The organism is uncultured Maricaulis sp. (assembly GCF_963975345.1).
Classification (GTDB): Bacteria; Pseudomonadota; Alphaproteobacteria; order Caulobacterales; family Maricaulaceae; genus Maricaulis.
In genome coordinates, this window is sequence record NZ_CAXBGE010000003.1 from 282,869 (window position 1) to 306,940 (window position 24,072).

The window sequence follows — 24,072 nt, forward strand, 5'->3', positions numbered from 1 at the left end:
CGCCCATGAGCAAGACCTCCCAACCCGCCGCGCCCGACGCAACCGTCCCCTTCGGCTTCGAAGACGTTGACCGCACCGAAAAGGCTGGCCTGGTTCGCGGCGTGTTTGACCGGTCCGCGCGCCGCTATGATCTGATGAATGATCTGATGTCGCTGGGCGTACATCGCGCCTGGAAAGACATGGTGATGACCCGCGCCAACCCACAGCCCGGCGAATGGCTGCTCGACGTCGCCGGCGGCACGGGCGATCTGGCGCGCAGCTTCCTGACCAAGGCCGACAGGGCGGGCAAGCGCCGCGCTGATCCGCGCCAAGCCGAAGCGGTCGTTCTCGACATCAATGAGCAAATGCTGCGGGCGGGCGTCAAACGCGGTGTTGAAGCGAGCCAATCGGGCCGGATCCAGTGGGTGACCGGCAATGCCGAATGCCTGCCGCTTCGCGATCACTGCGTCGATTGCGTCACGATCTCGACCGGCATCCGCAATGTCACCGACCGCGCGGCTGCGCTGGCGGATATGCGGCGCGTGCTGAAACCGGGCGGACGCTTTTTGTGTCTGGAATTTTCACGCCCGACCAGCCGCGCTTGGGAAAAACTCTACGATGCCTGGTCGTTCAATGTGATGCCGGAACTGGGCGAGCATGTCGCCAAGGACCGTGCCAGCTATCAATACCTGGTTGAATCGATCCGCCGCTTCCCGGACCAGGAGAGCTTCGCCGCAGAATTGCGCCAAGCCGGTTTCTGCCAGGTCGGCTACACGAATTTATCCGGCGGGATCGCTGCGCTTCACACCGGCTGGGCCTGATCACCGGGCGACACTCGCGCTGCACGGCTCGCCAGGATCCACGCCTGTGCTTGGGCGAGGCTGTTGAACAATTTCAACCCCGCAGGATAATCGCCCGCGCCCAGCCCAATCCAATATTCGACCAGCGGCCGCCGCATCGGATCGGAACAGACCTGTGCGCTCAAGGTTGGCTTGCCGCCATAGGCCGCGCGCAAGACCTCGCCCAAATCGGCTTTCGCTGCCTGAACCGTCGCGACGTCGAGGTCACCCAACATGCCGTCGCTATAATCGATGATCCGGTCCCAATGCGGCGTCCATTCGGGCAAGGCGACCGTTTGCTTCAACATGTCCACCGCATCGGAAATCCGCAGAGGTCCGTGAAACGTAGTCAGGGCCCACCGATTGTCGAAATCATACTCAATCGTGTGACGCATTATCAAACTTGGCTCCTACCAGAGTCTAACTTGTGGTTGGCCCGGCGCAAGAGAACCGCACTTCAACATACACCGCGACTTCACGCCGCCCTCGCCAAGCGTGACGCCGCCCTCTAAACAGCTGCCAATATGTTTGCGACCCTCGCCTCCTTCGCGCGATTGCTGCGTGCCCTGCTGACGCTGGTGCGCCACGACGCCATCCTCCCTGCCGAGTATCAGGGCCTCTATCCAGCCCCGGCGCGGCTGGCCGGACGGATCGCGCGCCTGTTTGCGCGCCGCGACAATGAGGCCAATCCCGGAGAGCGGCTGGCGCGGGCGCTGGAACGGCTCGGCCCCTCCTATGTCAAATTCGGCCAGATCCTCGCCACGCGCGGCGATGTGATCGGCGAGCGTTTCGCACGTGGCCTGTCACGGCTACAGGATCGGATGCCCGCCTTCGACGACGACGAAGCGCGCGCCATCATCGCGGCCGAGCTGGGCGCCCCGGTCGAGGCCATATTCGCTGAATTCGGGCCGGCGATTGCTGCAGCCTCGATCGCCCAAGTGCACCGGGCCCGCACGCCTGGCGGTGTTGATGTCGCCGTCAAGGTTCTGCGCCCGGACATCGAACAACGCATCGCCCGCGATATCCGCACGCTCTCGCTCGGCGCTGCGCTGGCAGAGAAGCTAGCCCCGGCCAGCCGCCGACTGGAGCCGCGCAAATTCGTCGCCACGGTCGCCCGGTCCTTGAGTTTCGAGACCGATTTGCGGCTCGAAGCGGCCGCCGCGTCGGAATTGTCTGAGGCCGCCTCGGCCGTCGAGCATTATCGCATTCCCGAGGTCGAGTGGACGCTGTCCTCGAAGCGTATCCTGACGACGCGCTGGGTTGAGGGCGCACCGCTCAGTGATCTTGCCCAAGTCGATGCCTTGGGCCTCGACCGTGCCGCGCTGGCGACCACTCTGACGCGGGCCTTCCTGGGAACAGCGCTGGATCGCGGCGTGTTTCATGCCGACATGCATGCCGGCAATCTCTTCGCCAGCGCCAAGGGCGATCTCTGGGCCGTGGATTTCGGCATTATGGGCCGGATCGGCAGGCCGGAGCGCCGCTTCCTCGCTCTGATCCTGCACGGCTTCCTGACCCGCGATTACACCGCCGCCGCACGGGCGCATTTCGCCGCGGGATACGTCCCGGACAAGCATGCTATTGCTGATTTTGCCAGCGCCCTGCGCGCGGTGGGTGAGCCGATTTTCGGCAAGCGGGCCGACGAAGTCCCGATGTCACAAGTCCTGATGCAGCTGTTCGAAATCACCGACCTGTTCGACATGCGCCTGCGCCCTGAGCTCGTGATGCTGCAAAAGACCATGGTCCAGTGCGAAGGCGTCGCCCGATCCCTCGATCCGCAACACAATATGTGGGCCGCCGCCACCCCCGTGGTGGAGGCCTGGATGAAGCGGGAACTGGGTCCGGAAGGCAAAATCCGTGACTTCACCGAGGATGTGCAACGTCTCTACGTCTCGCTGCGTCACCTGCCCGACGCGATCGAGGACTGGACCGAGATCGGCGCCAAGTTGAAATCAGGTGAGCTGCAATTATCGCCGCCGCCAAAGACCGCCTGGACCATCCGGCTGGTTTGGCTGGCCGTCGCTGCCGTAGCAGGCGCTGCGCTGATGTCAGCGTTTTCCTAAAATTCATCGCGAGCGCGATACGGTCCAGTAATATTCTTGTGTTTTAGTCTCGTCATGACCTTGAACAAAAAACCTACTCCCGAACAGTTTCAGATGCAGCGCGAGTTTTTCCGGATTGACGAAAAAACCGTCGCGCGGATGCACACGCTGAAACCACGCGTCATGGCTTTTACCGCCGAGACGCTGCAAACCTTGTTCGATCACCTCGCCTCCAATCCGGAAGTCGGCGATTATTTCGAGAGCGCTGACAATACGCGCTATCTTCGCGATGGCATGCTGGCCCATTGCGATCTGGTATTTTCGGCGCGGTTCGATGCGAAATATTATGACGCGGTCGATCAGATGGGCTTGCGCCACAGCAAGCTGGATTACCCGTCGCACGCCTATTCCTCGGCCTACGCCAATCTGCTGACCGGCATCATGCGCCTCGGCCTTGCGGCCGACCGCTCACTCGACGCCGACGATCTGTCGGTGATCACCCGGCTTTCGATCTACGACATGGAATTGACGATCGCCGCCTTTTTCCGGCACCAGCTGATCAAGCAGGCCGCGCTGAACGCCGATACTGAAAAAGTGCGGGAAATGATGAGCCAGCAGCGCCTCGCCGGCTGACCGGCGGGCGTCTGCATCATCCGCACATGCGGCCGCGACCAACCTGAGACCCGACAAGGGGCTTGGGGTTTTCACCGCGAACAGCTAGTAACTCCTCAGGTCTGTCTGGGAGTATGGGCGTGTCCGACAAACGGATTCTTCTGATCATCGGGGGCGGAATTGCCGCCTATAAAAGCCTCGAACTGATCCGCGAATTGCGGCGCCGCAGCATTGGCTCGCGCTGCATTCTCACCGCCGCAGGCGCTGAATTCGTCACCCCGCTCAGCGTGTCAGCGCTGTCGGGCGAACGCGTTTTCAGCGCGCTCTTCGACCTCACCGACGAGGCGGAGATGGGCCATATTCAGCTCTCGCGCTCAGCCGATCTCGTTGTCGTCGCGCCGGCGACCGCCGATCTGATGGCCAAAGCCGCCCAGGGCTTGGCCAATGATCTGGCCACCACGACGCTGCTGGCGACCGACAAGCCGGTGTTGATGGCCCCAGCGATGAATGTCCGGATGTGGCAACACAAGGCCACCCAGCGCAATCTGGCGACCCTGAAACAGGACGGGGTGCACTTCGTCGGTCCCGATGATGGCGAAATGGCCTGCGGCGAATTCGGTCCGGGCCGGATGGCCGAACCGGTCGCGATCGCCGACGCCATTGAGGGCTTGCTGCATGTCTGAGCCGCTATCCGGCCGGCATGTCCTGATCACCGCCGGCCCCACCCGCGAACCGATTGACCCGGTCCGTTATATTTCCAACCATTCCTCCGGCCAGCAGGGCTATGCCATCGCCGAGGCGTGTGCCGCGCTTGGTGCGCGTGTGACGCTGGTCTCCGGACCGACGGCGCTGCCGGGCCCTGCCGGCATTGTGACCATCAGGATCGAGACGGCCCTGCAAATGCTCGCCGCCGTCGAGACCGCCTTGCCGGCCGATGTCTTCATCGCCGTCGCCGCCGTCGCCGACTGGCGCCCTGCGGCACCCTCGGACACCAAGATCAAGGCCGATAAATCGAACCTCTCCACGCTGCAACTGGTGGAAAACCCCGACATTCTCAAAACAATCAGCCAGCTCGCCAATGGCCGCCCCGGCCTGGTGATCGGTTTCGCCGCCGAGACCCATGAGGTCGAAGCCTTCGCTACCGCCAAGCGGGTTCGCAAGGGCTGCGACTGGATCGTCGCCAATGACGTGTCCGGCGATGTGATGGGCGGGACCGAGAACGCTGTAACCCTGGTCACACCCGTAGGGCAGGAACGCTGGGAGCGAGCCCCCAAGGCCGAGATCGCGGCCCGGCTCGCCGCCCGCATCGCCGAAGCCCTGTAGTCGCCGGTTTTCCCCAGCCGCGATGCCAGCCGGACTGGTCAGAGGGCGTCGGGCAGGCTTCAATCACACCCTCAGCCAGACGCGCCGGACCCGTGCCATGAAAACCATCCACGTCCAGATCAAGCCCTTGCCGCATTATGAGGGCCTGGCCCTGCCAGCCTATGAGACGCCGCAATCGGCCGGCATGGATCTGCGCGCCGCCGTTCCGGCCGACGAGCCGATCATCATTCCGCATGGCGAGTGGCGACTGGTACCGGTGGGCATCTCCATCGCCCTACCCGAGGGCTATGAAGCGCAAGTGCGGCCGCGCTCCGGCCTCGCGGCCAAAAAGGGGATTTCCTGCGTCAATTCTCCCGGCACGGTCGATGCCGATTATCGCGGCGAAATCCGGGTTAATCTGATCAATCACGGCCCAGAAGATTTCGTCATCAATCGCGGCGACCGCATCGCGCAAATGGTGATCGCACCGGTGATGCAGGCGCTCTGGCTGGTCACAGACGAGCTGGGCGAAACCCAGCGCGGCACTGGTGGTTTCGGCTCCACAGGCGTCTGACACCGCCCGCAGGCACGGCATTCTTGCTGACAGGGCGGGCGCGACAGACTAAAGCTGCACCCCTCGCCATTCAGGGACTGCCCCATGACCAAAACACCCGGCCGCGGCCGCGTCTATGCCTCCATCGCCGACACGGTTGGCGATACGCCGCTCGTCGAGCTCGCCAAACTGGGCAAGGCGCATGGCGCAAAGGGCCGTATTCTCGCCAAACTGGAATTTTTCAACCCGCTCTCCAGCGTCAAGGACCGGATTGGCGTCGCGATGATCGATGCGCTGGAAGCCGCCGGCAAGCTGGGCAAGGGCAGCGTTATGGTCGAGCCAACCTCGGGCAATACCGGCATCGGCCTGGCTTTCGTCGCCGCCGCACGCGGCCACCGCCTGATCCTGACCATGCCCGACAGCATGTCGATCGAACGCCGCAAGCTGCTGACCTATCTCGGCGCCGAACTGGTGCTGACCGAGGCTGCCAAGGGCCTGAATGGCGCTATCGCCAAAGCCCAAGCCATCATCGACGCTACGCCCGGCGCCATCATGCCGAGCCAGTTCACCAACCCGGTCAATCCGGAGATCCACCGCCAGACCACTGCGCTGGAAATCTGGAATGACACCGATGGCGGCGTCGATGTCTTCATCGCCGGTGTCGGCACGGGCGGCACGCTGACCGGCGTCGCCTCGGTACTGAAAGCGAAAAAGCCCGGCGTGCGCATCGTCGCCGTCGAACCCGCCGACAGCCCGGTCATCTCCGGCGGCTCTCCGGGACCCCACAAAATCCAAGGCATCGGCGCCGGCTTCATTCCCGAAAATCTCGACGTCTCGCTGGTCGATGAAGCTGTCCAGGTCACCAATGACCAGGCCTTCGCCATGGCCCGCGAACTGGCCCGTACCGAGGGCGTGCCGGGCGGAATTTCATCGGGGGCGGCTGTGTACGCGGCCCTGGAAGTCGCCAAGCGCGCCGACATGGCCGGCAAGACGATTGTGGTGATTCTGGCGAGCTCAGCCGAGCGCTATATCTCGACGGCGTTGTTTGAAGACTGAGCCATCACACTCATCGGCACCGGGTCACAGAAACTCTTCACGTCGAAGATCCGCGCGTCGCAGATGATATCGCCCGGGGTGAGTGGCCGCGATAATTCCAGGCCTTCCAGGGTGCGGGCGCGGGAGAGGGCGACATAGGCTTGGCCGTGGGCGAAGAGGCGGCGGGCGAGGTCGAGATAGACTTTGTCGAGGGTAAGGCCCTGGGCCTTGTGGATGGTCATCGCCCAGGCCAGACGCAGCGGATATTGCGTGAAAGCGCCGGCGGTGGTCTTGGTCAGGGCGCGCGAAGCCTCGTCATAGGCGTAGGCATTGCGCTCCCACTTGGCCGGCTCGATCGCCCAGACATTCTCGCCGATACGCACCCGCACCGCCTTCTCGTCAAAGCCGTCGACCTCGGCCAGCGTGCCATTGACCCAGCGCCCCTGCGGATCATTGCGCGTCATCATCACGCGGGCGCCAATCTTGAGCACCAGCGGCTCCTCGGCCGGGAAGAGACGCTGGTCAAACTGGCCCTCGACCTTGGCGTTGAAGGCATGCGGCGAAGTCGGCAGGCCCTCAAGGCGGGCGTTGTTGATGCGGAAGGCGGTCTCATTGGTCGCCGTCAACACGACATGGCTCAGGCTGGCCTCCAGCCCGGAGCGGCCGGTGACGCGTTCATTGAGCCGCTCGGCCTCGTCGGCGCGGACATCGCCCTCGCGGACCACATTGAGCAGATGGATGAAATCCTCATCGGTCTGACGGAAAACTTCCTCCAGCTCGACCAGCGCAAAGCCGGCCTCGCGAAAGCATTGCGGGTTGAAGAAGAAGGGGCCGCCATGGGTGGATTCGAGATATTCCGCCTCGCCGCCCTGCACCACCGGCGGCAATTGCGCCAGATCGCCGACAATCACCATCTGGACGCCGCCAAACGGTTCATTGCACTCGCGATTGAGGCGCAAGGATTGGTCAATCGCCCACATCATGTCCGAGCGCACCATCGAGATCTCGTCGATCACCAGCGTTTCCAGCGCCTTGACAACGCGGCTATGGCGCACCTTGCGGATATCGCGGCCGGTAATCAAGCGCGGCGGCAGATGGAAGAAACTATGGATCGTCTGCCCGCCCGCCTGCATTGCGGCGACGCCCGTCGGTGCCAGCACGGCGGCCTTGTTGCCGGCCTGACGCAGCAGTTCGCGCATCAAGGTCGTCTTGCCGGTGCCGGCACGGCCGGTCAGGAAGATGTTCGGCTTGTCGCGCCGCAGCCAGCCGAGCAGGTTGAGCTGGGTTTCGGAGAGCGTCGGTTCGGCGCGGGTGATGAGGGTATTGTCGGACATGGCCGCAAACTGCACTGCTTCACCGCGATACCCAAGCGATCCTGTCGGCTTGATGCAATGAAGTTGTTGTGAAACGCTCGACAACCGGAAGCGCAGACAACTCAACGACGGTCGACCATGCTGAATCTGCCATTGGGACTCCTGCTTGCGTTCACCATTCTGCAATCCGGCCCCTCAGAAACCGCCGCAATCGAGCGGGACGCTGCGGCAGATTTCGCGGAAGAATTACAGTCCAACCTCGAACTCCTGGGCGAGATCGCCGCGATGGGTGCGCGCGACCAGTATGCGCGCCGTCTGCTGCAGAGGCATTGGGCGCCGGACGGGGTCAGCGGCAGCGAACTGGAGACCTATCACGAGGCGATCTGGGCAGAGGTCACGCGCATCGATGAGGCCAACGAGGCCCGGCTCAGGCAGATCCTCGAATCGACGAGCTGGCGCCAGTTGGCGCAGCTGGATCGTGACGCCTACCAAGCAGCCTGGCTCGTGGTCCAGCATTCGCCGGATGCGGATTTCCAGGCCGAGGCGCTCCGCGAGATTGAACCGCTCGCCCGCGAAGGCCTGGTGCGTGGCTCCTCCTACGCCTTGCTGTACGACAGGGTCGCGTTGGGGCGTGGGGACAACCAGCTTTATGGCAGTCAATTGGGGTGCGTCGACGGCGAATGGGCTGTGGAGCCAATCGACGATCCCGAGCATGTCGAGGAGCGCCGGGCGCAATTCGGACTCGGTCCGATGGACGAATATGTCGCCCGCGTCATCGAACACTCTCCCGGTTGCATGACATCCTCCCAATAGCGGCTTCGCCGGTTTGGGCTTGATCAAGCTGATATCTTCGCGCACCTGTGGACCCATGAGCACCGAGATCGATATCGAACGCTTCGCGCGCCACATCGTGCTGCGCGAAGTTGGTGGCCCCGGCCAGCAGGCACTGGGCCGCGCCCGGGTGACGATTATCGGTGCCGGCGGGCTGGGCGCGCCGGCGAGCCTGTATCTGGCGGCGGCGGGTGTCGGCCAGATCACCCTGATCGACCCCGACACGGTGAGCCTCGACAATCTGCAGCGGCAAATTCTGTTTCGCACCGATGATGTCGGCCAATCCAAGGTCGAAACCGGCGCTGCCGCGCTGCAGGCGCTCAATCCGGGCACGCAGGTGAAGCCGGTCCAGACCATGCTCGATGCCGGCAATGCCTCCGAGCTGCTCGCCGGTGCCGATCTGGTGCTCGATGGCTGCGATAATTTCGAGACCCGTTTCGCGGTCAATGCCGCCAGCCGGGCGCTGGGCATGCCGCTGATCTCCGGCGCACTGGGACGTTGGGATGGCCAGGTCTCGCTGTTCAATGCCAGCCCTGACGCCCCTTGCTATCGCTGCTGGGTGCCACAAATCCCGCCCGACGCCGAAACCTGCGCCCGCATGGGTGTCGTCGGGGCGCTGACCGGCGTGATCGGCTCAATCATGGCGCTCGAAGCGATCAAACACATCTGCTCAGCCGGCGAGACCCTCGATGGCCGCATCCTACTGTTCGACGGGCTGACCATGGACAGCCGGACCGTGAAGCTGCGGCGCGATCCGGATTGTCCGGGATGCGGGACGGTTTGAGCAATACAGGCCGCCGCAGCGCTATTCTTCAACCGGCATCAGGTCCAGCGCGCCGGACACGGTCGTCTCCTCCGGCATCGGCTCATCTGCCACCAGCCTGAATTGTTCCCGTTCGGTCAGGTCAGCCCAGCTCATCCGGTCAGCCGGAGCAGGCCCGGAGTCGAGATAATCGCCCATGAAAGCCTCCATCAGGGCCAGAGTCCGGGCGAGGGAGATCGGATTATCGAGATCGTGATTGGCGCCGAAAATCTCCTGATACCGGAAGTTTGCGCCCGCGGCTTCCAACGCATCGCGCATGATTTCACTCTGTTCGAGCGGCACGGTCACATCCTGGGTGCCGTGCAGGAGCAGGATCGGTACCCGGATTTCAGCGGCGCGGCGGGCCGGTGAATTGGCGATCAGGGCCTCGGCATCGCGCTGCGGGTCGCCGATGCGCGCCTGCCAGTATTCGGTGAGCTCCGGATGCTCCTCGGCCTCCCACCGCAGCATTTCCGGCAGATCCGAAACCCCGGCAACGCTGACAGCACAGCGATACAGGTCCGGCGTCTTCAGCGCCCCCGCCAGAGCGGCATAGCCGCCATAGGAAAATCCGGCGATACAGATCCGGTCCGGATCGACCTGACCCGTCTCGATCAGCCAGCGGACACCGTCCGTGATGTCGTCCTGCATCAGCCGACCCCACTGGCCATGCCCGGCCTCGGTGAAAGTGCGGCCATAGCCGAACGAGCCCCGGAAATTCGGCTGGAAAACCATCCAGCCTTCAGACGCGAGATACTGGCTGACGAAGTCGAAGCCGAAATCATCGCGCAATTCCGGACCGCCATGCGGCATCACGACCAGCGCCGGACGCTGCGTGCCACGCCGGACGGGCCGGGTCAGATAGGCCTGGATCTCCTGCCCGTCCCGGGCCCGGTAGGTCTCTGTCGTCGCCGGACTCAGGCGGGTTTGCAGCAGAATCGGATTCTCGACCGCGATCGGTCGGATCGAGGAATCGGCAAATCGGTAGGTATAGTAACTTCCCGGCTCCTGTGGGCCCGTCACCCGCAACAGCATCGCCGCGTCGACGACCTGGACGGGAACCACGACTGCGTCCGGTTCGAAGAAGGAAGCGACCGCCCGATAGTGGGCATCGGCCCGGCGATCGAAGAAATGCGCCCGGAAACGGTCGTCGACATAGGTCGTGGCGATGATATGGCCCGAGTAGAAATCATGGATCACCGAGCGCAGATCATAGCGTGGATCCTCCCAGAACAAGTCGCCGATTGTTTCGGTTTCCAGATTATAGCGATACACTCCGCGGCGTTCCGCGCCGTCGGGCTGTACGGCGACGAGGACTTCATCGGGGTCGTCGGTATCAGCAACCCAGATGGAGTGGCGCGCCCTGTCGAGCCGGTCATCGAATTCATCCAGGGTCAGATTGTCAGTCCGGCGCCACCGGTCACCCTCGCCTTCGCGGCGGAAAATGGCCGCACGCTCATGCTGCTCATCAAGGTCGAGCCGGAACACCGCTTCGCCCGCCTCGTTGACATGCCAGCTGACAGTGGTCGGCCGGCCAGCCTCTACCCGGCGCGCTTCGCCGGTCTCGGTCGAGACCGACCACAGATCATAGGCACTGCGATACTGCGCCGCGACCAGGACTGTGCCGGGGGAATCCGGCAGCGCATGAATGATCTGGCCCGGACGCTCCCGGTCCCGCATCTCCCAGGCGCCACGCTCACCAAACAGGATGGTGCGCTGACCGGTTTCAAGATTGATCACCGCCATCCGCCAGTAGAACGGGTAATAGGGCTGCCGCCGGCTTGTCGGGCGCGGATGGCCATTGTCGACCGAAACCGAAACGGAGCCGACGATCAGCCGTCCCGGGCCGGCCCAGCTGAGCCAGAACGGCATGTCTGTGCCGACGTCGATCAGGAGGGGTTCGTCCAACTCGGGAGCGTTGAGATCGACCACCCTGATCCGGTGGAGATAATCCCGCGCCTCAAGATCATTGAGCTTGTGACGGCGCCGGGACAATGCCGTCAGCTCATCGGTCCGCTCAAGATAGGCAAGCTGACCGCCGTCTGGCGACAGCACGACCGAGCTGACAGCTTCGGGCTGAACAAGGTCGTTGATGGTGACAGGTCGCATCTGGGCAAGGGCCACGCCCTGCAGCCCCCCGATGGCCAACACCAGGATTCCGATCCATTGAATAGCGCGCATTTAGCCCCCCTAATTGCCTAAATGCTACGAATAGCCTGCAGCATGGACAATCCGCAATTGCAGATTGAGCGTAGGCGTGCATCGCCTGGCGCGGTGCAATTGCGGTCATCGCTCCATCGGATTGCCGCGCGCGGCGGTGCCTTCCTCCGGTCTCGTCGGTTCAAAACTGTCCAGATGGCCATCCATGGCGTCATCGAGGAAGGCGGATAGGTTTCGCATCATCGTGATGAACCCGGTACCGGTGCCCCAGCTGTGATCAACCTTCGGGTTCTCGAAATACCTGTATTCAGCACCCGCCGCCTCAAGCGCTCCTGCCATGCGTTGCGACTGCTCGATCGGCACGGTTTCATCGGAGGTGCCATGAAACAGAAAAACCGGGATCGTGATCCGGTCTGCCAGATAGACCGGGGAATAAGCCTGCATTTCCGCTCTGTCTGTCCGCGGATTCCCGAGCAACGACACCCAGTAATCATACACCTCATCATCAAAATCGCGTTTGAAATCCAAGAATTTGACAAAATCCGTGACCGGAGCGCCGGCCACGGCACAGCGGTAGAGATCCGGCGTCAGGGCTGCACCCGCCAGGGCGGCATAGCCGCCATAGCTAAATCCGACGATGCAAATATGCTCCGGATCAGCCATGCCTGAATCGACAACCCATTGAACGCCGTCGGTGATGTCATCCTGCATCGCGCGGCCCCACTGGCGATAGCCAGACTCGGCAAAGGTGCGGCCGAAGCCGGATGATCCGCGATAATTCGGTTGCAACACCGCGTATCCCAAGGCTGCGAGATATTGAACAACCGGATCGAATGCGAGGGTGTCCCGGGCCTCCGGACCCCCATGCGGCATGACGATCAAGGGCGTCCCGGAGGTCGCACCCACGCGCGGCGCGGTCAGATAGCCGGTGAGATCCACACCGTCACGGGCCTGATATCGAACGACCTGCGTGGGGAGCAAATCACTGATCTCCACCCGGGGATGGGTCGCGAGCAGAGGCACCACAGAGTCGTCCTGTCGATCATAAATGTAATACACGCCCGGTTCGGTCGGGCCGATCACGAAGAACAACATCCGATCGCCGCCCACGCCTACCGGGGTCACGACGACATCCTCGCCCAGAAAGTCCTCGACCTCCTTGTAGCTGCCATCAAACTCAGGATCCGCGAACTCGAAACGCAAGCGCTGATCCTGATAGGCATAGCCGAAATATTCGCCCGTATGACCACCGATCAGCGCCCGCGCGATATCGTAATCCGTTCGTACAGCGACCGGATCGAGATACTCACCCGTCCTCAGGTCAAACCGGTAAATGCCGAAAAATTCGACGCCGTCAGGGCGTGCCCGAACATAGATCTGCCCGGCAACATCGGACGGTCCGGCCCATTCGAAATCCGGCAGCCCGCCAAACAGGTCACGCGTCTGAAACGTGGTGACCCGCCGCCAGCTATCATTGCGGCCGGTCCGTGCGAAAAAGTAGAGATGCCGGCCATTTGCTGATTGATCGACTCGCATCACCGCACTGCCATTGGCCGTGAACCAGGCGACGGTATTGCTCCGGCCGTTCTCCACCTTCTCGGATGCGCCGGTCAGGATATTGACCCGATAAAGATTGTAGCTTCGCCCCTGATAGGCCGGCATCAAAATATGGTCCGGGTCATCTGGCAGTAGGTCGGTCAGTTCCGACAAATCCCGATTGCGGTAATTTCCATGCCGGTCCTCAAGCAAAACCGCTGACCGCGACATGGTTTCCCGATTGATCGAAAGGACCCGGGCCGGCGCTGGCAGCTCAACCCACTCACCGGGCCGGCGCCCCGGCAGAGAAACGGTCGTAAGCGCAGCGATCGAGATGAGAAACTGATCGTCGGTTGCCCATGCAACCCAGTAAATGCGTCTGTGACCGACATCGACCCGTTGGGCCGTCATGCCGTTATCGCCGTCGAGATCGACGAGGATTGCGCTATCCCCTTCTCCTCTGCGCTCGGCAGTCTGGACGTAGATCACATAGCGGCCGCTCGGCGACAGGGTCGCGGCCGAGTATTGCTGCGGTTCGACAACATGGCGCAGAAAATCCTGAATCCGGCCATCGCCCATTGACGGAATTCGTTGGGCTGATGCCGGGCCGGGGAGCGCGATAAGGAGGCCGACCACCGCCGCAAACGCGCAGCACCAGGCGGACCGCAGTGTGGCTCCACCCAATTTCCGACAGAAAATTCGCATAACGTCCACCCCCAGACACCCCGAGATTAAGCAGCTCGGGCAGGAGAGGCAATTCGCAATTTCAGGCTGTGCTCAATGGCGAGCGGTGATCCGCAAGGCGACCCCGATCACCAAACCGGGCACCAGACCGAACAACAGGCCCAGCAGAACGCTGCCGGTGGTCAGCGAAATGATCAGCCACAAGACCAGGCCCGCGCCAATTCCGGCGGAAATGCCCAGCGAATGACGAATACGGTAGGGGGAGGGGGTGGTCGGTGGCGGTCGGTCGAGAGGCATCATGCGGGGCACATTGAACCGCCTTGCCTTTCAGCAAGCTGGGGGCGGGTTTAATTCTTGGTCAGAATCCCCGCCCCAACGCGTCGCCCTGCTTGATTATTCGTAGGAAACCGCATTGCCAACGGCGTCATTATACAGCGTCTGCATCATGCGATCCGTGGTGATGAAACCCCAATTCCAGTCATCGTGGAAATCGGCCAGCGGCGCTGCAGCGCGCACAGCGTCCAGATCGGCGCCGCCCTCAACCAGGGTGCGAACGCGGAAGGCCGCTTCGCGCAACATGTCGAGCGAGGCCTGCAATTCGAGGCGCGTTGACAGTGGGCCATGGCCCGGAATGATCTGGGTCTCGTCATTGGCGATGGCCAGTCCGCGCTCCATGCCGGCGATATAGCCATCGACCGAACCGCCCGCCGACAGATCGATGAAGGGGAAGCGGCCAGAGAAGAAGACATCGCCCATGTGCAACACATTGGCTTCACGGAAATAGACGATGGCATCGCCATCGGTATGGGCCGCCGGGATGTGGCTGATCTCGACTGTCTGACCATTCATGTGGAAGGTCAGATCCTGGCCGAAGGTCAGGATTGGCAGAGTGCCGGGCGCATTGGCCCATTCGGCATCCGCGGCCTCAAGCCGGGCGCGGACATTGGTCTGTGCCGCGATAATGCTGCCCTCGGCGGCGAAGTGGGAATTTCCGCCAGTATGGTCGCCGTGCCAGTGGGTATTGACGATAAAGCGCGGCAACTCGCCGCCCGAAATCTCGACAATGGCGCCTTCGATCAACGCACCGGTATTGGGAAGCTGATCATCGATCAGAACAACGCCGTCCGGGCCGTTCAAGAGGCCCAGATTGCCGGCCATGTCCGTCGACAACATGAAGATGCCATCGCCCAGATCGGTGGAAGCAACACTGACGTCAGGCTGTTCCTCCTGGGTGAGAACCGTTGCCGCTTGGGCGGGCACAGTGTTGAAGGCCAGCAAGGCCGCGGCCGTGGTGATGGCAAGACGAAAGCGCATGATATCCCCTTTTCATAACTCGCCGGCCTGTCAGTCCGGCCTGTCGTCAGAGGATATAGGAGGTTTTTTCCCGTTTGCACCCCCGGCACCCGGATCGCCATTGCCGGCATCAGGGTCGGACGGCGGATGGCGGCCTCGCCAGGCACGTGATTCGAGCGCCGCGCCGACGCTAACCCCAAGCGCCAGACCGATGGCGATATTATCCATCGCGACCCCAACAGCGGTACCGATGGCAACGCCCAGCGCGAGCGCCGAGCCGGGTCTGAGTGAGCGTTTCATGGTCATCATCCCCTCGATTACGTGAATCTTTACCCCCTATTCACCGTGTCGGGCACAGGGATAGTGTGAAGGAGTATCCCATGCGCCGCCTCGCCGCCCTGTTCGCCCTGATCTGCCTTGCCGCACCGCTCCAGGCGCAGGACGCTGAGCAAGCGACGCCTTCTGGACAGGAAGTGCCGCGCTTTGTCAGCCTGAAATTCGACGTCGCCAATGGCCGCTCCGGTCCCAGCCGCGCGCATCCGGTCGCCTGGCGCTATGTCCGCGCCGGCCTGCCGATGGAAGTTATCGCCGAAACACCCGATTGGCGTCGCGTCCGCGACCCGGATGGCGAAGTGACCTGGATGCACCGATCCATCCTGTCCGGACGTCGCACTGTGATCACGACTGCCGACACCTCGCTGCGGGCCCGTGCTGACGAGGATGCCCCGGCTGAAGCCATCGCCGAGGCCGGCGTGATTCTCGCCCTGGAACGCTGCCGGACCGGCTGGTGCCGGCTGGAAGGTCAGGGATATCGCGGCTGGGCAAGGGCCGACGCCCTGTGGGGTGTCTATGCCAATGAGCGCGGCGACGCCCGAACCGACGAAAATGACGGCAGCCCCGCCTTGAGCGGCCCGGTTGCGCGTGATACCGCTCTGCCCTGATCCGCCCGGTAGTCACGCAAGACCGGGTTCCTATTCCCAGCCCGGTGGACGGCAGCGTGTGCTGCTTCCCCTGCGGCGCAGCCGATCGGTTACATGACGGAACGCCAAAGCTCATTCAGCTACGAAGACCTGATCGCCGCCGGAAATGGGGGCCTGTGGGGTCCCGACCGGTCGCGCCTGCCTGCCCCGCCCATGCTGATGATGGACCGCATCATCGAGATCAATGATGATGGCGGCGAACACGGCAAGGGCCATATTGTGGCTGAACTCGACATCAATCCAGACCTCTGGTTTTTCGATTGCCACTTCAAGGGCGACCCGGTGATGCCGGGCTGCCTCGGCCTCGACGCGATGTGGCAATTGGTCGGCTTCTTCCTGTGCTGGAAAGGCAATCCAGGCAAGGGCCGGGCCCTCGGTGTCGGTGAAGTGAAGTTCACCGGTGAGATCACGCCGGAAACGAAAAAAGTTCGCTATGTGATCGAACTGAAACGGGTGATTCAGCGCAGGCTGATCATGGCTATCGGTGATGGCCATGTCGAAGCAGACGGCAAGGTCATATATACGGCCAAAGATCTGCGCGTGGGCCTGTTTCAGCCCACTGAAGCTCAAGAAGACTGATCCAGGAGTTCGCGATGCGCCGTGTTGTCATCACCGGTCTCGGCATAATTTCTCCCATCGGGAATAATGCCGCTGACGTCACCCAATCCCTGCGCGAAGGCAAAAGTGGCATCCGCCACATGGAAAGCTTCGCGCAATATAATTTCCGCTGCCAGGTTGGCGGCAAGCCAACGGTCGATCCGGCCGAGCATGTCGACAAGCGGATTTACCGCTTCATGTCGGAAGGCGCCGGCTGGAATTATATGGCCATGGCCCAAGCCATCGAAGATTCCGGCCTGCCGGAGTCCGACGTGTCCAACACCCGCACCGGCATCATCATGGGATCCGGCGGTCCCTCGGCCGGCACGATTGTCGCCGCTGCCGATATCACCCGTGAAAAGGGGCCCAAGCGCATTGGGCCGTTCGCGGTGCCCAAAGCGATGAGCTCGACGGCTTCGGCTACTCTGGCGACACCGTTCAAGATTCTCGGCCTCAACTATTCCATCACCTCGGCCTGCACGACCTCGCTGCATTGTATTGGCGCGGCCACAGAGCAGATCCAGTGGGGCAAGCAGGACGTCATGTTCGCCGGCGGTTGCGAGGAGATCCACTGGGCCCTCTCCAACCTGTTCGACGCGATGGGCGCGATGTCGACCAAATACAATGACACGCCAGAACTCGCCTCGCGCGCCTTCGACAAGGATCGCGACGGCTTTGTCGGCGCCGGCGGTGCCGGTGTGGTCGTGCTCGAAGAATATGAACGCGCCAAGAAGCGCGGCGCGACGATCTATGCCGAAGTGACCGGCTATGGCGCCACCTCCGACGGTTTCGACATGGTCGCCCCGTCCGGCGAGGGCGCTGTGCGCTCGATGAAACTGGCGATGGAAACCGTCACCAAACCAATCGATTATCTCAACCCGCACGCCACGGCGACCCCGGTTGGCGACATCAAGGAGATGGGCGCGGTCAAGGAAGTCTTTGGCGATAATGCACCGATGATCTCTGGTACCAAGTCCATGACCGGCCACTCGCTCGGCGCCGCCGGCGTGCACGAGGCGATCTATACGCTGTTGATGATGAAAAACGGTTTCGTCGCTCCCTCGATCAATATTTTCGAGATGGACCCGGAAATCGCGGCTCTCAATCTGCCCATCGTCACGGAAACCCGCGACGCCAATCTGCAGACCGCCATGTCGAATTCCTTCGGCTTTGGCGGCACCAATGGCACCGTGGTATTCCAGAAAGTCTGATCCCCATTTCCCTGTGATAGCAGGCGAGGAGACACATGATGAGTGATAACCAATTCCCGGCCGGGAGCCTGATGAAGGGCAAACGCGGCCTGATCATGGGCGTCGCCAACAAGAACTCGATCGCTTGGGGCATTGCGCAGCAATTATCCGCCCAAGGCGCCGAGATTGCCTTCTCCTATCAGGGACAGGAATTGGAACGCCGGGTGCGGCCGCTGGTCGAGAGCCTGGGCGGCGAGCCCTTCATGGTCGCCGCCGACGTCACCGACGAAGCCTCGATGGATGCCTGTTTCAAGGCGCTGGAAGACAAGTGGGGCACGATTGATTTCCTCGTCCACGCCATCGCCTTCGCCGGCAAGGACGAGCTGGTCGGCTCCTTCACCGAGAACACCACTCGCGAAGGCTGGCGCCGGGCGCTGGAAATCTCCGCCTTCTCCTTCGTCGATGCCGGCAAGCGCGCCTCGCACATCATGCCCAATGGCGGCGCGATGATCACCCTGACCTATCTCGGCTCGGAACGCGTCGTGCCCTCCTATAATGTCATGGGCGTCGCCAAGGCGGCTCTGGAAGCCTCGATGCGCTATATGGCCCGCGATCTCGGCCCCGTCGGTATCCGCGTCAACGCCCTCTCGGCCGGGCCGATGCGCACCCTCGCCATGGCCGGCATTTCCGGCGGCAAGGCCCTGATGCGTACCGGCCGCGAATGGTCGATGATGAAGGAAGACACCAGGATGGAAGGCGTCGCCGGCGCCGCGCTCTACCTGCTCAGCGATCTCGGCCTGTCCTGCACCGCAGAGACACTCCACGTCGATGCCGGCTTCCACGCTGTGGGCGTGCCGAGCATGGAAGGCGATGACTGAGCGTCACCGCTGAATGATTGCAGACATAAACACCCCCGCCGAAGCGATTTGGCGGGGGTTTTTGTTAAGTTGCCACGATCAAATCACTTTACAGTAGAGCGAGCGTCGCTAGCCTGGCGTCATGGGAAAAGTCGTCCTCACTCAGCGCGCCGACAGCGGCTACAAAGATGTTGTCGGCAGTCATTATCACTTCCCGAAACGATATCTTCGCGCCGCTCAAGAAGCAGTTGGCGACCTTTGCTTGTTCTACGAACCGCGACGGGCGCAGGGCCGTCTTGCCTATTGGGCCGTAGCAGAAATATCCCGGGTCGAGCCAGACCTCTCACTGAGAGACCACTACTTCGCACACCTCAATAATTTTCTACCGTTTACCGATGTCGTCCCACTTCGCGCTGGCTCGGAATCTTTCTGGGAAACCAGTTTGCAAAAGCAGGATGGCTCAGTAAGTGCTGGAGGTATGGGCCATTCGGTCCGGCGCATCCCGGACCTCGAGTTCGAAACCATCTGCAATGCGGGTTTCTCCGAGGATTTGTTTCGAAAGCCCGATGAAGGGCGTCCCGGACTTTCTGATCCGCCCACAGTCTTCCGACGCCCGATGATTGAACAACTCGTCTCGCGACGCTTTCGAGACGCCGCCTTCGCGCGGATAATTCGAACCACATACGATGCCAGATGCGCCATCACCGGGCTCAAGCTGATCAATGGTGGCGGTCGCGCCGAAATGGAGGCCGCCCACATCCGGCCTGTCGCCGACGATGGGCCAGATTCAGTGCGAAACGGCCTCGCGCTCTCAAGGACCGTTCATTGGATGTTCGATCGCGGTCTTATCGCGATAGACAATGACTACCGACTCTTGAAGTCCGTAAAATACCTGCCTGAGGGATATGAGCGGCTCTTTGATCCGAGCGGATATGTCCGTGTCCCCGACAGTGAACGGCTACGACCGCACAAGACATTTCTTGAGTACCATCGGGACACATATTTTAAGGGTTAACTTGCAGGCGCCCCCCGCTCCGCCGCCACTTCAGCCCCATGACCGGCCGCAGCAGCGGCACCCGTTTCACCAGCTCATAGCCGAGCCCACAGCCGGTCACAGTCACCGCGATCAGGATCCAGAACTCGGTCCAGACACCAAAGCCCAGAGAGCCGATAAAGAAACCCCAAACCACGATGATGGTCTGGTGCAGGATGTAATAGGGGAAGACGGCTTCGGTGAGGTAGCGGCGCGCGGCATTGTCGCGATTGAGGAAGCGTCGGGCGAGGCCGAGGAGCGTCAGGATGATCGTCCAAGCGAAAACGATGCGGTCGATCCGCGCCGTCCATAGCAGGACCGGATGCGGCTCAACGGCGCTCCAGTCAGAATAGCATATGTAAAGATAGACCAGCGATAACCCAGTGATAGCTGCGCACCAGGGTAATGCGCGGTCAACAGCAGCCCAAAGCGCCTCATTCTTGGCGAAGAAATATCCGTAGAGGAGAATGGCAAAGCTATTGGCGTGATTGGCCCAGTCCCAGATCAGATTATGCGTCGTCTCAAATTGGTTGGAGAGGGTGAAGCGGATCAGCATAAAGGGCAAAACCGGCAGTGCTATCATCAGGATAGGGCCCAGAACCGGCCGCGAAAACAGCGTCCCGACAACCCGCATCGCCTTACTGTCCGCGACGCCGCGCAGCATCGGGATAAGCGGTGCCAACAGCATGGCGTAGACGAAGAGATAGGCGACATACCAGAGATGGTTCCAGGTCGGAGTCTGGATCGACCACGGCCCGTCCCAGACGAAGGCATAGCCTTGATAAAACGTCCAGAAATCCGGTCCGATCTCACCCGAACGCTGCAGTTGCACCCAGGTTTGCGGCGCGACAATCACATACATCCCGAACAAAATGACCGGAAACAGCCGCCAGAACCGGTCACCGGCAAAGCGGATAGCGCCCAGCTTGTCCGACAGAAACCGGATCGCAACACCGGAGATGAAGAACAGCAAAGGCAGCCGCCACGGGCTCGACAGCCACATCAAGGGCTCCATCGCATCATTCATATGCGTGCTCTTGGCGTGCCAGTCTTCGGTGTTGAAGAACATGCCGATATGATAAAAAATCAACAGGCCAAAAGCGATAATGCGCAACCAATCAAGATCATAGCGGCGCGTGCTGGCAGTCGGGGTCGAGGCGGTAGAAGTCATTTTGACGGGCTCCGGGATAGACAATCACGAAACCCTCATGACCAACCCCGATCCAAACCGCCAGCGCATTGGGTCCAATGCCGGACCGCAGTGACGAGTGACTGCATCCCGGGGACAAGCGGCGGCAAGCAGGGATGAACAGGACTTCCCTTTCCACGCAGCGCCGGTGCATGATTGCTCCATGACCACTCCCGCCTCCCCCCTCAATCGCGAGCATGCCATAGAACGCAAGGCCGAACGCGTCGGCATCCGCAATGCGGCCCTCGTCTGCATTGGCACGCTGCTGGTCGTCTACGTCATCAACGCGCTTTCCCTGGGCAATGAGATCGAGTGGAATCACGGTTCCGAACCGGCCTCCCTGCCCTGGGTTCAGGAAGGCACCGCAATCCTCGCCATCCTCGCTGGCCTGCCGCTAATCCTTTGGCTAGGCCAGCGTTTTCCACTGGAGCCGGGACGTTGGCGCGCCAATCTGGCGATCCATAGCGCCGGCGTGCTGGTCTACGCCCTGATCCAGGTCAATCTGATGATGACGCTACGCTTTGGTATCTGGGAAGGGATTTACGGCCACGCCTACAGCTATAACGGCTCAGCGCTGGAGATGTTTATCTATGAATTCCGCAAACAAGCCGCGACCTATCTCGGCTTTCAGCTGATCCTCGCCGCCTCGCTCGGCATCGAACAGCTCAGGCTTGAGGCCGCTGCCGCGCGCAGCGACGCCCGCACCAGTCACCGCATCACCCTGCGCTGTGGCGGCCGCGTCATGCGCCTGCCGGCCGGGGAGTTCACCAGCGCCCAGGCCGCCGGGAATTATGTTGAGGCCCGCTTCGGAACCGACTTGCATCTGGCACGCATGACGCTGACGGATCTCGAGAAACTGCTTGTCGAGGCTGGTATCGATGCGCGCCGCGTACATCGCTCCTGGCTAATCAACCACGCCTGTCTGACGCAGATTGTTCCGACCGGCGAGGGCGATGTCACCCTGACGCTCGCCGACGGCCAGAGCGTCCCCGGCAGCCGTCGCTATCGTGAGCGGCTGGAAGCGGCATAGAAAAACCCGCCGGATTGCTCCGGCGGGCTCTTCATTCAGGTCTCATTCGTCAGGTGCGAAGGAGCTTACGCCTCTGCAGCATCCGTCGCGAATTCGAGGCCGGTTTCCTGGTCGACGACTTTCATCGACAGGCGGACCTTTCCGCGATCGTCAAAGCCCAAGAGCTTGACGTAGACTTCATCGCCTTCCTTCAGCAGGTCGGACGGATGGTTCACACGCTCGGCACGAAGCTGAGACACGTGGACCAGGCCGTCTTTCGGGCCGAAGAAATTCACGAAGGCACCAAAATCCATCACCTTGACGACTTTGCCCTTGTAGATCTTGCCAGCTTCAGGCTCAGCCGTGAGGCCGATGATCCAGTCGAGCGCAGCCTTGATCGAAGCCGCATCCGAAGACGAGACCTTGATCACGCCTTCATCATTGACGTCGACCTTGGCGCCGGTTTTTTCAACGATCTCACGGATCACCTTGCCGCCGGTTCCGATAACGTCACGGATTTTGTCGGTCGGGATGGTGATGGTTTCGATACGCGGCGCAAATTCGCCGAGCTCGGACCGCGAAGTGTCGAGAGCCTTGGCCATTTCGTCGAGAATATGCAGACGGCCACCCTTCGCCTGGGCGAGGGCTGTGTGCATGATTTTCTCGTCGATACCGGCGATTTTGATGTCCATCTGAAGCGATGTGATGCCTGCAGATGTACCGGCAACCTTGAAGTCCATATCGCCGAGGTGATCTTCATCACCCAGAATGTCGGACAACACGGCAATGCCTTCAGGATCCTTGATCAGGCCCATGGCAATACCCGAAACCGGACGCGTCAGAGGCACACCGGCATCCATCATCGCCAGGGATGCACCGCAAACGGTCGCCATCGAAGACGAACCATTGGACTCGGTGATCTCGGACACGAGACGGATCGTGTAAGGAAAGTCGACATGCGATGGCAGAACTGCACGAACAGCGCGCCAGGCAAGCTTGCCATGACCGATTTCGCGACGGCCTGGAGCCAGGCGGAACGAGGTTTCGCCGACCGAGTAAGGCGGGAAATTATAATGGAGCATGAAGCGCTCCTTATAGGTGCCCGTCAGATCGTCGACGAATTGCTCATCTTCGCCGGTGCCAAGCGTGGCAACGACAAGAGCCTGGGTTTCACCGCGGGTGAACAGGGCCGAACCGTGGGTGCGGGGCAGAATGCCTGCCTCGGACACAATCGGACGGACCGTGTCGAGGGCGCGGCCATCGATACGCTTGCCGGTCTTGATGATACCGCCACGAACGATGGAAGCTTCAACGGCCTTCATCACGTCCTTGAGAACCGTGCCGGCCAAGCCGTCAGGGTTTTCTTCGGACCGGGCCAGAGCTGAGACAGCTTTCGCCTTGGCAACGCCAACGGCCGCATAACGCGCGGTCTTGTCGACATTGGTGTAAGCGGCAGCGAGCTCATCACCGATCAGCTTGCGAACCTTGGCTTCGTCGGCGGAATGATCTTCCGGCTCGTAATCCCAAGGCTCTTTCGCGGCTTTTTCAGCAAGACGGATGATCGCATCGATCACCGGCTGGAAAGCGGCATGACCGGCCATGACGGCGCCAAGCATGATCTCCTCGGAAAGCTCTTTCGCTTCCGATTCAACCATCATGACGGCATCGCCGGTACCCGCGACCACAAGGTCAAGGGCGCTGTCGACCATGTCATAGACAGGTGGATTGATGACGTATTCGCCATCGAAATAACCGACGCGAGCCGCGCCAATCGGACCCATGAAGGGCAGACCCGACAGGACCAGAGCGGCAGAAGCGCCGATCAGGCCAACAATGTCAGGATCGTTTTCCATGTCGTGCGAGAGCACGGTCAGCATCACCTGGACTTCGTTCTTGAAGCCCTTGGGGAAAAGCGGACGGATCGGACGGTCGATGAGGCGCGAGGTGAGCGTCTCTTTTTCCGACGGCCGGCCTTCACGCTTGAAGAACCCACCTGGGATCTTGCCGGCGGCAAAGGTTTTTTCCTGATAATTGACCGTGAGAGGGAAGAAGTCGGCCCCTTCCTTGACGGTCTTGACACCAACGGCGGTGGCGAGAACAGACGTCTCGCCATAGGTCACCATGACCGAGCCATTGGCTTGACGGGCTACACGCCCGGTTTCGAAAGTGAGAGGGCGGCCCTCCCACTCGATCGTTTCTTTTTGAATATCGAACATATCGTCTTTCGTACGGAGGCGGT

Annotated in this window: 24 protein-coding genes; 15 read left to right on the top strand and 9 right to left on the bottom strand. The window is 61.7% G+C overall.

The window, feature by feature from the left end; translation table 11 throughout:
• Positions 1–5 precede the first annotated feature (5 nt).
• Entirely contained in the window at positions 6–800 is a 795-nt protein-coding gene (locus tag AAC029_RS04670) for a class I SAM-dependent methyltransferase (RefSeq protein WP_339744460.1), read from the top strand.
• Here the strand turns inward: AAC029_RS04670 and AAC029_RS04675 are convergent.
• Positions 782–1,213, bottom strand: a complete 432-nt coding sequence (locus AAC029_RS04675) for a hypothetical protein (protein WP_339744462.1) — start codon at positions 1,211–1,213, stop codon at positions 782–784. The two genes, AAC029_RS04670 and AAC029_RS04675, sit on opposite strands and share 19 nt — an antisense overlap.
• 129 nt (positions 1,214–1,342) lie before the next feature.
• On the opposite strand from AAC029_RS04675, the gene ubiB reads away from it, so the two are divergent.
• The 6 genes from ubiB (at position 1,343) to cysK (ending at position 6,380) form a co-directional block, all read left to right on the top strand.
• Positions 1,343–2,878 (top strand): 2-polyprenylphenol 6-hydroxylase, encoded by a 1,536-nt coding sequence (ubiB, locus tag AAC029_RS04680; RefSeq protein ID WP_339744464.1) that lies wholly within the window; start codon positions 1,343–1,345, stop codon positions 2,876–2,878.
• A gap of 54 nt (positions 2,879–2,932) precedes the next feature.
• A complete protein-coding gene (locus tag AAC029_RS04685; RefSeq protein WP_339744466.1) occupies positions 2,933–3,490 on the top strand; it encodes a protoglobin domain-containing protein in 558 nt (185 codons plus the stop codon).
• 119 nt (positions 3,491–3,609) lie between these two features.
• A complete protein-coding gene (locus AAC029_RS04690; RefSeq protein WP_339744468.1) occupies positions 3,610–4,152 on the top strand; it encodes a flavoprotein in 543 nt (180 codons plus the stop codon).
• Complete coding sequence (locus AAC029_RS04695) at positions 4,145–4,792, top strand: phosphopantothenoylcysteine decarboxylase (RefSeq protein WP_339744470.1); 648 nt, start codon at positions 4,145–4,147, stop codon at positions 4,790–4,792. Before AAC029_RS04690 ends, AAC029_RS04695 begins: the two co-directional genes overlap by 8 nt.
• A gap of 97 nt (positions 4,793–4,889) precedes the next feature.
• Positions 4,890–5,345 (top strand): dUTP diphosphatase, encoded by a 456-nt coding sequence (gene dut, locus AAC029_RS04700; protein ID WP_339744472.1) that lies wholly within the window; start codon positions 4,890–4,892, stop codon positions 5,343–5,345.
• An 84-nt stretch (positions 5,346–5,429) separates the two neighbouring features.
• Positions 5,430–6,380, top strand: coding sequence for a cysteine synthase A (cysK, locus tag AAC029_RS04705; protein ID WP_339744474.1), 951 nt, complete (start codon positions 5,430–5,432; stop codon positions 6,378–6,380).
• Here cysK and AAC029_RS04710 read toward each other — a convergent pair.
• Positions 6,350–7,693, bottom strand: coding sequence for a DEAD/DEAH box helicase (locus AAC029_RS04710; protein ID WP_339744476.1), 1,344 nt, complete (start codon positions 7,691–7,693; stop codon positions 6,350–6,352). The two genes, cysK and AAC029_RS04710, sit on opposite strands and share 31 nt — an antisense overlap.
• A gap of 117 nt (positions 7,694–7,810) precedes the next feature.
• Between AAC029_RS04710 and AAC029_RS04715 the strand changes: the two genes are divergently transcribed.
• A complete protein-coding gene (locus AAC029_RS04715; protein ID WP_339744478.1) occupies positions 7,811–8,485 on the top strand; it encodes a DUF6624 domain-containing protein in 675 nt (224 codons plus the stop codon).
• A gap of 55 nt (positions 8,486–8,540) precedes the next feature.
• Positions 8,541–9,287: a molybdopterin-synthase adenylyltransferase MoeB gene (gene moeB, locus AAC029_RS04720; RefSeq protein WP_339744480.1), complete on the top strand. Its 747-nt coding sequence runs from the start codon at positions 8,541–8,543 to the stop codon at positions 9,285–9,287.
• 21 nt (positions 9,288–9,308) lie between these two features.
• Here the strand turns inward: moeB and AAC029_RS04725 are convergent, their stop codons facing one another.
• The 5 genes from AAC029_RS04725 to AAC029_RS04745 all read right to left on the bottom strand — a co-directional run bounded on the left by AAC029_RS04725 (position 9,309) and on the right by AAC029_RS04745 (position 15,278).
• Complete coding sequence (locus AAC029_RS04725) at positions 9,309–11,486, bottom strand: prolyl oligopeptidase family serine peptidase (RefSeq protein WP_339744482.1); 2,178 nt, start codon at positions 11,484–11,486, stop codon at positions 9,309–9,311.
• 105 nt (positions 11,487–11,591) lie between these two features.
• Positions 11,592–13,580 carry a prolyl oligopeptidase family serine peptidase gene (locus tag AAC029_RS04730; RefSeq protein ID WP_339744484.1) on the bottom strand — a complete coding sequence of 663 codons (1,989 nt, stop codon included), beginning with the start codon at positions 13,578–13,580 and terminating at the stop codon, positions 11,592–11,594.
• 198 nt (positions 13,581–13,778) lie between these two features.
• Positions 13,779–13,985, bottom strand: a complete 207-nt coding sequence (locus AAC029_RS04735; protein ID WP_339744486.1) for a hypothetical protein — start codon at positions 13,983–13,985, stop codon at positions 13,779–13,781.
• Between the two features lie 93 nt (positions 13,986–14,078).
• Positions 14,079–14,999 (bottom strand): MBL fold metallo-hydrolase, encoded by a 921-nt coding sequence (locus tag AAC029_RS04740; RefSeq protein ID WP_339744488.1) that lies wholly within the window; start codon positions 14,997–14,999, stop codon positions 14,079–14,081.
• 30 nt (positions 15,000–15,029) lie between these two features.
• On the bottom strand, positions 15,030–15,278 hold the full coding sequence (locus tag AAC029_RS04745; RefSeq protein WP_339744490.1) for a hypothetical protein: 249 nt from the start codon (positions 15,276–15,278) through the stop codon (positions 15,030–15,032).
• A gap of 80 nt (positions 15,279–15,358) precedes the next feature.
• Here AAC029_RS04745 and AAC029_RS04750 point away from each other — a divergent pair, with 80 nt between their 5' ends.
• From AAC029_RS04750 to AAC029_RS04770, 5 genes are all read left to right on the top strand, one after another.
• Positions 15,359–15,919 (top strand): SH3 domain-containing protein, encoded by a 561-nt coding sequence (locus AAC029_RS04750; protein WP_339744492.1) that lies wholly within the window; start codon positions 15,359–15,361, stop codon positions 15,917–15,919.
• A 93-nt stretch (positions 15,920–16,012) separates the two neighbouring features.
• The gene (gene fabA, locus AAC029_RS04755; protein ID WP_339744495.1) at positions 16,013–16,537 is read left to right on the top strand and encodes a bifunctional 3-hydroxydecanoyl-ACP dehydratase/trans-2-decenoyl-ACP isomerase; all 525 of its coding nucleotides are present in this window, start codon (positions 16,013–16,015) and stop codon (positions 16,535–16,537) included.
• A gap of 14 nt (positions 16,538–16,551) precedes the next feature.
• Positions 16,552–17,766 carry a beta-ketoacyl-ACP synthase I gene (fabB, locus tag AAC029_RS04760; RefSeq protein ID WP_339744497.1) on the top strand — a complete coding sequence of 405 codons (1,215 nt, stop codon included), beginning with the start codon at positions 16,552–16,554 and terminating at the stop codon, positions 17,764–17,766.
• A 38-nt stretch (positions 17,767–17,804) separates the two neighbouring features.
• Entirely contained in the window at positions 17,805–18,623 is an 819-nt protein-coding gene (locus AAC029_RS04765; protein WP_339744499.1) for an enoyl-ACP reductase, read from the top strand.
• A 121-nt stretch (positions 18,624–18,744) separates the two neighbouring features.
• Positions 18,745–19,617, top strand: coding sequence for an HNH endonuclease (locus tag AAC029_RS04770; protein ID WP_339744501.1), 873 nt, complete (start codon positions 18,745–18,747; stop codon positions 19,615–19,617).
• On the opposite strand, the gene AAC029_RS04775 is transcribed toward AAC029_RS04770, so the two are convergent.
• A complete protein-coding gene (locus AAC029_RS04775; RefSeq protein WP_339744503.1) occupies positions 19,607–20,806 on the bottom strand; it encodes an acyltransferase family protein in 1,200 nt (399 codons plus the stop codon). The two genes, AAC029_RS04770 and AAC029_RS04775, sit on opposite strands and share 11 nt — an antisense overlap.
• A gap of 181 nt (positions 20,807–20,987) precedes the next feature.
• On the opposite strand from AAC029_RS04775, the gene AAC029_RS04780 reads away from it, so the two are divergent.
• Positions 20,988–21,854, top strand: coding sequence for a LytTR family DNA-binding domain-containing protein (locus tag AAC029_RS04780; RefSeq protein WP_339744505.1), 867 nt, complete (start codon positions 20,988–20,990; stop codon positions 21,852–21,854).
• 65 nt (positions 21,855–21,919) lie between these two features.
• Here the strand turns inward: AAC029_RS04780 and pnp are convergent, their stop codons facing one another.
• Positions 21,920–24,049 carry a polyribonucleotide nucleotidyltransferase gene (gene pnp / locus AAC029_RS04785; protein WP_339744507.1) on the bottom strand — a complete coding sequence of 710 codons (2,130 nt, stop codon included), beginning with the start codon at positions 24,047–24,049 and terminating at the stop codon, positions 21,920–21,922.
• Positions 24,050–24,072: the final 23 nt, after the last annotated feature.